Below are 5,805 nucleotides of genomic sequence, written 5' to 3' on the forward strand. Positions count from 1 at the left end.
GTCTCGGCCCCCGGCCCCCGCGCGCGCCCCGCCCCCCCCCCCCCCCCGCGGGGCGCCCCCCCCCCCCCCCGCCACTACCACAGGCGCGTCAGGTCGACGCGCTGCGGATCGCCTCCGGCAGCGGTGCGCTCTTGCCGGTCTGGGTGTCCATCCAGACCACCACCACGTTGCCGTCCGAATAGAGCTTCGATTCGTCCTGCTGGTCGACGATGCGGTGGCCGATGGTCACGCTGCTGTTGCCGAGGCGCTCGACGAACAGTTCGACCAGGATGTCGTTGGGCCACACGATGGGCAGCCGGTAGTTGACGTTGGTCGCGGCCACCACCGGTGCGATGCGGTCGGTCATCGACACACCGTCCACACCCAGCATCCAGCGCACGCGCGCTTCTTCCAGGTAGGAGATGTACTTGGCATTGTTCACATGGCCCATGCTGTCCATGTCACGCCAGCGCACGCTGATCGGGATGCGGGCCAGGATCTTGTGTTCGCTGCTCATCAGGCGTCCTTTTTCTTCTTGCTGGCAGTGGCGGTCTTGCTGGTCTTGCCGGTGCTCTTGGCAGCCACGGCCTTCTTCGCCGGCTTCTCGGCCTTTTCAGGCTTCACCTTGCGCGGCGGGCGGGCGTCGGGCTTGTTGGCCACGGCGGCCGGCTGCTCCGGGCGGGCGCTGGTGGAGGGCAGCATGCGGGCCAGGAACTGGCCGGTGTACGACTGTGGGCAGGCCGCCACGTCTTCCGGCGTGCCGGTGACCAGGATGGTGCCACCGCGATGGCCGCCCTCCGGACCCAGATCAACGATCCAGTCGGCGGTCTTGATCACGTCCAGGTTGTGCTCGATCACCACCACGGTGTTGCCTTCGTCGCGCAGCTTGTGCAGCACGCCCAGCAGCGCTTCGATGTCGTGGAAGTGCAGGCCGGTGGTCGGCTCGTCGAGGATGTACAGGGTGCGGCCGGTATCGCGGCGCGACAGCTCCTTGGACAGCTTCACGCGCTGCGCTTCACCACCGGACAGCGTGGTCGCGCTCTGGCCCAGCTTGATGTAGCTCAGGCCGACGTCGACCAGTGTTTCCAGCTTGCGCGCAATCGACGGCACCGGTTCGAACAGCTTCAGCGCATCCTCGACGGTCATTTCCAGCACGTCGTTGATGTTGAAGCCCTTGTACAGGATCTCCAGCGTCTCGCGGTTGTAGCGCTTGCCGTGGCAGACGTCGCAGGGCACGTACACGTCCGGCAGGAAGTGCATCTCGACCTTGATCAGGCCGTCACCCTGGCAGGCTTCGCAGCGGCCGCCGCGCACGTTGAAGCTGAAACGGCCCGGCGAATAGCCGCGCGCACGCGCTTCGGGCACCTGTGCGAACAGTTCGCGCAGCGGCGTGAACAGGCCGGTGTAGGTGGCAGGGTTCGAGCGCGGGGTGCGGCCGATCGGCGACTGGTCGATGTCCACCACCTTGTCGAACAGGTCCAGGCCATCGATCTCCTTGTACGGAGCGATCGGGTGCGAGGCGCCGTTGATCTCGTTGGCGGCCAGCGAGAACAGGGTGTCGTTGATCAGGGTCGACTTGCCCGAGCCGGACACGCCGGTCACGCAGGTCAGCAGGCCCGACGGAATCGCCAGGTCCACGCCCTTCAGGTTGTTGCCGGTCGCCCCGCGCAGGTGCAGGGTCATCTTCGGGTTCGGCGTGTGCCGGCGCGCCGGAATCTCGATCGCGCGCTTGCCCGACAGGTACTGGCCGGTCAGCGAACGCGGTGCCTCCAGGATGTCCTGCAGGGTGCCCTGGCCGACGATCTCGCCGCCGTGCACGCCCGCGCCCGGGCCGATGTCCAGCACGTAGTCGGCCAGCCGGATCGCATCCTCGTCATGTTCGACCACGATCACCGTATTGCCCAGGTCACGCAGGCGGGTGAGGGTGCCGAGCAGGCGTTCGTTGTCGCGCTGGTGCAGGCCGATCGACGGCTCGTCGAGCACGTACATCACACCGACCAGGCCGGCGCCGATCTGGCTGGCCAGGCGGATGCGCTGTGCCTCGCCACCGGACAGGGTGTCTGCCTTGCGCTCCAGGGTCAGGTAATCCAGGCCGACATCGACCAGGAAGCCGAGGCGTTCGCCGATCTCCTTGACGATCTTCGCGGCGATCTCGCCACGCCAGCCCGGCAGGCTCAGTTCACTGAAGAACTTCAGTGCCTCGTCGATCGGCAGCACCACCAGCTCCGGCAGCGGGCGATCGGCCACGAACACGTTGCGTGCTGCCTTGTTCAGGCGCGCGCCATTGCATTCCGGGCACGGCTGTTCGCTGATGTACTTGGACAGCTCCTCGCGCACCGCAGGCGACTCGGTTTCCTTGTAGCGGCGTTCGAGGTTGGGAATGATGCCCTCGAAGCGGTGCTTGCGCTGGGTGCGGCCGCCAGCTTCGGTGAAGTAGGTGAAGGTGATCGTCTCGTCGCCGCTGCCGTACAGCACGGCCTGCTGCACCTTGGCCGGCAGCGAATTCCACGCGGCATCCACGTCGAACTTGTAGTGCTTGGCCAGCGAGGCGATCAGCTGGAAATAGTAGGCGTTGCGGCGGTCCCAGCCGCGCACCGCACCGGCGGCCAGCGACAGCTCCGGATGCACCACCACGCGCGAAGGGTCGAAGAACTCGGCGATGCCCAGGCCATCGCAGCCGGGGCAGGCGCCCATCGGTGCGTTGAACGAGAACAGGCGCGGCTCCAGTTCCGGCAGCGAGTAGTCGCACACCGGGCAGGAGTACTTGGAGGAGAACAGCGCCGGCGTGGCGTCGGCGGTGTCCAGGCTCTGCACCGAGGCCATGCCATCGCCCAGCTTCAGTGCGGTCTCGAAGCTCTCGGCCAGGCGCTGCTTGATGTCCTCGCGCGGGCGGAAGCGGTCGATCACCGCCTCGATGGTGTGCTTCTGGCGCAGCGCCAGCGGCGGCACCGCATCGATTTCATACAGCTCGCCGTCCACGCGCACGCGCACGAAACCCTGCGCGCGCAGCTGGTCGAACACCTGTGCGTGTTCGCCCTTGCGGTCGCGGATGACCGGCGCCAGCAGCATGTAGCGCTGTTCCGGGTCCAGCGTCAGCACCTGGTCGACCATCTGGCTGACCGTCTGCGCTTCCAGCGGGTAGCCGTGGTCCGGGCAGCGCGGTGTGCCGACGCGGGCGTACAGCAGGCGCAGGTAGTCGTAGATCTCGGTGATGGTGCCGACCGTCGAGCGCGGGTTGTGCGAGGTCGACTTCTGCTCGATCGAGATGGCCGGGGACAGGCCTTCGATGTGGTCCAGGTCCGGCTTTTCCATCACGCTCAGGAACTGGCGCGCATAGGCCGACAGCGACTCGACGTAGCGGCGCTGGCCTTCTGCATAGATGGTGTCGAACGCCAGCGAGGACTTGCCCGAACCGGACAGGCCGGTGATCACGATCAGCTTGTCGCGGGGCAGGTCGAGGTCGAGGTTCTTCAGATTGTGCGTCCGCGCGCCGCGGATGCGGATGAAATCCATCGCCATGGGGGATCCGGTTGTGGGGGCGTTGGCTGGGTGCCGGGCCAGCAGGGAACGGCAATCGGTCAGCCTACCGAGGTGACCAGATGGGGGCAATGGGCGACAATGCCAGCCCGATGTCTCACCTGATGAGACAGGCCGACAGCTTTGTGTAGAGCCGAGCCATGCTCGGCTGCCGGGACCCCGAACCGTTCAGCCGAGCATGGCCCGGCTCTACAGGGCCCGGTCTCCAGGCCGTTCAGGGGTTGACTTGACCCGCGCCCGCTGATCTGCGTACAATTCCGCTCCTGTCCGCCCTCGATGGCGGCAGCTCAGACCACAATAACTACAGAGGAAGGCCTGGTCATGTACGCAGTACTGGTCACCGGCGGTAAGCAATACCGCGTGGCGCAGGGCGAAAAGCTCCGCATTGAAAAGCTCGAAGTCGAAGTCGGCAGCGAGATCAAGTTTGACAACATCCTGATGCTGGGTGACAGCGACGGCGTGAAGCTGGGCGATGCGCTGAAGGGCGCTGCCGTCACCGCCAAGGTCCTGTCCCAGGGTCGTGCTGACAAGGTCCGGATCATCAAGTTCCGTCGCCGCAAGCACCACATGAAGCGTCAGGGTCACCGTCAGTACTACACCGAAATCGAGATCACCGGCATCGCCGGCTAAGCATCAGGAGAAGCAGTCATGGCACATAAAAAGGGCGTAGGCTCCTCGCGCAACGGTCGCGACTCCAACCCGAAGTACCTGGGCGTCAAGATCTTCGGCGGCCAGGCCATCGAAGCCGGCAACATCATCGTGCGTCAGCGCGGCACCCAGTTCCACCCGGGTTCGGGCGTTGGCCTGGGCCGTGACCACACCCTGTTCGCCCTCGTGGACGGCAAGGTGGAGTTCTCGGTCAAGGGCGCCAAGAAGCGCCGCACCGTCAGCATCGTCTCCGCCGACGCCTGATCCAGGCATCGCCGGCACCCGTGCCTCGGCATGGGGGTGCTGCATGAAGAGCCCCGCTTCGGCGGGGCTTTTCGTTAGAGTGAAAGCAAGACCGGCCAGGCCGGGGTGCCGGCCAGTGGCTGGCATAACATTCAAGGCGACGGCAGGCAGGCCGCGCCCATCGCAGGCATCGAAACAATGAAACTGGTAGACGAAGCAGAAATCGAAGTGTTCGCCGGCAACGGCGGCAACGGCTGCATTGGCTTCCGTCGCGAGAAGTTCATTCCGCTCGGCGGCCCGGACGGCGGCGACGGCGGTGCGGGCGGCAGCGTGTACATCCGCGCCGACGAAAACCTGAACACCCTGGTCGACTTCCGCCATGACCGCATCTTCAAGGCGCAGCGTGGCGAGAACGGCATGGGCCGCCAGGCCTATGGCAAGGGCGGCGAAGACCTGACCATCACCGTGCCGGTCGGCACCGTGGTGATCAACGTCGCCACCGATGAAATCATCGGCGACCTGACCCAGCATGGTGATCGCCTGCTGGTGGCGCAGGGCGGTCGTGGTGGTCTCGGCAACATGCACTTCAAGAGCTCGACCAACCGCTCGCCGCGCCAGGCGCTGCCGGGCGAGCCGGGCGAAGAGCGCACGCTGAAGCTGGAGCTGAAGCTGCTGGCTGACGTCGGCCTGCTGGGCTTCCCCAATGCCGGCAAGAGCACCCTGATCCGTGCCGTTTCGGCGGCGACGCCGAAGGTGGCCGATTACCCGTTCACCACGCTGTACCCGAACCTGGGTGTGGTGAAGGTGGAGAACTACCGCAGCTTCGTGATTGCCGACATTCCCGGCCTGATCGAAGGCGCTGCCGACGGTGCCGGCCTGGGTGCGCAGTTCCTGCGCCACCTGCAGCGCACCCGCCTGCTGCTGCACCTGGTGGACATCTCGCCGATGGAAGGCGGTGTGGAAGGCATTTCCCCGGTCGAGCAGGTGCGCGCGATCGAGCGCGAACTGGAAAAGCATGATCCGGAGCTGCTGCAGAAGCCGCGCTGGCTGGTGCTGAACAAGGCCGACCTGATGTTCGAAGACGAAGCGAAGGCTGCGGCCGAACAGATCGTCGCCGAGCTGGGCTGGAAGGAGCCGTGGTTCCTGGTTTCCGCGCTGGGCCGCGAAGGTACCTTCCCGATCATGAGCCGGATCATGGCCTTCTTCGATCGCCAGAAGGAAGACGAGCTGGAAGCCCGCAACGCGCAGTAATGCTGTTGTGGTTCCATGCGAAAAACCCGGCTTCGGCCGGGTTTTTATTTTCCATTAGTGCCGGGGGGGGGGGGGGCGGGGGCGGGGGGGGGGGGGGCGCGGGGGGGGGCGGGGGGGGGCGGGGGGGGGGGGGCCCAAAAAACACCG

General features: G+C 66.1%; 5 protein-coding genes. 3 read left to right on the forward strand and 2 right to left on the reverse strand.

From position 1 onward, the window contains the following. Nucleotides 1–88 precede the first annotated feature (88 nt). Nucleotides 89–496: a thioesterase family protein gene (locus tag V3B48_RS01605; RefSeq protein ID WP_006424673.1), complete on the reverse strand. Its 408-nt coding sequence runs from the start codon at nt 494–496 to the stop codon at nt 89–91. Further along, on the reverse strand, nt 496–3,498 hold the full coding sequence (gene uvrA, locus V3B48_RS01610; RefSeq protein WP_121503917.1) for an excinuclease ABC subunit UvrA: 3,003 nt from the start codon (nt 3,496–3,498) through the stop codon (nt 496–498). Before uvrA ends, V3B48_RS01605 begins: the two co-directional genes overlap by 1 nt. A gap of 339 nt (nt 3,499–3,837) precedes the next feature. Here uvrA and rplU point away from each other — a divergent pair, with 339 nt between their 5' ends. The 3 genes from rplU to cgtA all read left to right on the forward strand — a co-directional run bounded on the left by rplU (nt 3,838) and on the right by cgtA (nt 5,658). Beyond that, the gene (gene rplU / locus V3B48_RS01615) at nt 3,838–4,146 is read left to right on the forward strand and encodes a 50S ribosomal protein L21 (RefSeq protein WP_005408557.1); all 309 of its coding nucleotides are present in this window, start codon (nt 3,838–3,840) and stop codon (nt 4,144–4,146) included. A gap of 18 nt (nt 4,147–4,164) precedes the next feature. After that, nucleotides 4,165–4,428 carry a 50S ribosomal protein L27 gene (rpmA, locus tag V3B48_RS01620; protein ID WP_005415704.1) on the forward strand — a complete coding sequence of 88 codons (264 nt, stop codon included), beginning with the start codon at nt 4,165–4,167 and terminating at the stop codon, nt 4,426–4,428. 177 nt (nt 4,429–4,605) lie between these two features. Then, on the forward strand, nt 4,606–5,658 hold the full coding sequence (gene cgtA, locus V3B48_RS01625) for an Obg family GTPase CgtA (RefSeq protein ID WP_032127584.1): 1,053 nt from the start codon (nt 4,606–4,608) through the stop codon (nt 5,656–5,658). The last annotated feature ends 147 nt before the right edge of the window (nt 5,659–5,805 follow it).

The organism is Stenotrophomonas sp. SMYL20 (assembly GCF_036320045.1).
Lineage (GTDB): Bacteria > Pseudomonadota > Gammaproteobacteria > Xanthomonadales > Xanthomonadaceae > Stenotrophomonas > Stenotrophomonas maltophilia_A.

Bases quoted from the DNA above. Each gene is read 5' to 3' on its own strand.
- rpmA (WP_005415704.1), top strand. From the start codon at position 4,165: ATGGCACATAAAAAGGGCGTAGGCTCCTCGCGCAACGGTCGCGACTCC.
- V3B48_RS01605 (WP_006424673.1), bottom strand. From the start codon at position 496: ATGAGCAGCGAACACAAGATCCTGGCCCGCATCCCGATCAGCGTGCGC.
- uvrA (WP_121503917.1), bottom strand. From the start codon at position 3,498: ATGGCGATGGATTTCATCCGCATCCGCGGCGCGCGGACGCACAATCTG.
- cgtA (WP_032127584.1), top strand. From the start codon at position 4,606: ATGAAACTGGTAGACGAAGCAGAAATCGAAGTGTTCGCCGGCAACGGC.
- rplU (WP_005408557.1), top strand. From the start codon at position 3,838: ATGTACGCAGTACTGGTCACCGGCGGTAAGCAATACCGCGTGGCGCAG.